This window comes from Streptomyces sp. NPDC013187 (assembly GCF_042899705.1).
In the GTDB taxonomy this organism is placed as follows: domain Bacteria; phylum Actinomycetota; class Actinomycetes; order Streptomycetales; family Streptomycetaceae; genus Streptomyces; species Streptomyces hawaiiensis_A.
The window spans coordinates 1-1,203 of sequence record NZ_JBIBAF010000052.1; the positions used below are offsets into that span (position 1 = coordinate 1).

Annotated in this window: 1 protein-coding gene; it reads left to right on the forward strand. The window is 70.5% G+C overall.

Features of this window, described 5'->3' with window-relative positions; translation table 11 throughout:
* On the forward strand, positions 1 to 1,203 hold a 1,203-nt coding region (locus ACFY5B_RS39465), incomplete at both ends, for an acyltransferase domain-containing protein (RefSeq protein WP_389980085.1).

The window sequence follows — 1,203 nt, forward strand, 5'->3', positions numbered from 1 at the left end:
GATGTGGATGTGGTGGAGGCGCACGGGACGGGGACCCGGCTGGGGGATCCGATCGAGGCGCAGGCGCTGCTGAACACCTACGGCCAGGACCACACGGACGAACGGCCCCTGTATCTGGGCTCGTTGAAGTCCAACATCGGACACACCCAGGCCGCCGCCGGTGTCGGCGGCGTCATCAAGATGATCCAGGCCATGAGACACGGCGTCCTGCCCCGAACCCTGCACGTGGACGAACCCTCGGGACACGTGGACTGGGACGCGGGCGCGGTGGAACTGCTGACCGAGGCCCGGGAATGGCCGACTGCGGACCGTCCCCGGCGGGCCGGCGTGTCCTCCTTCGGGATCAGCGGCACCAACGCCCACGTCATCATCGAAGCAGTGGAACCGGATGAGCCCGAGGCGCCGCGGGAACCGGCGAGGTTTCTGCCCGCCGTTCCGTGGATGATCTCCGGCCGGACCTCGGCCGCACTGCGCGACCAGGCCGCGAAGCTGCTCTCCCATGTGGAGGGCGACGCCTCGGCCGACCCACTGGACCTGGCCCACTCCCTGGCCGCCACGCGTGCTGTGTTCGATCACCGTGCCGTGGTGGTGGGCGCGGAGGGTGAGGAGTTGGTGGACGGGCTGCGGGCGCTGGCGTCGGGGGGTTCGTCGGGGCGGGTGGTGTCCGGTTCGCGGACGCCGGGCCGCACGGCGGTCCTGTTCACGGGTCAGGGCGCTCAGCGGATCGGCATGGGGCAGGAACTCCATGCGGCGTTCCCGGTGTTCGCGGCGGCGTTCGACGAGGTGGCCGACGCGCTGGAGAAGCATCTGGGCCGGTCGCCGGGGGAGATCATCCGCTCCGGTGAGGGCCTGGACGACACAGCCAACACCCAGGCGGCCCTGTTCGCGGTCGAGGTGGCCCTGTTCCGGCTGGTGGAGTCGTGGAGGATTGTCCCGGACTACCTGGCCGGTCATTCGGTGGGGGAACTGGCGGCCGCGCATGTGGCGGGGGTGCTCGATCTGGCGGATGCGGTGGCGTTGGTGGCTGCGCGTGGCCGGTTTATGCAGTCGGCTGTGGCCGGTGGTGCGATGCTCGCGGTGCAGGCCGGTGAGGAGGAGGTCCGGAGGCTGTTGGCCGGGCACGAGAGCCTGGTCGATGTGGCTGCGGTGAATGGTCCGCGGTCGGTGGTGGTCTCCGGTGATGCCGAGGTGGTGGACGGGCTT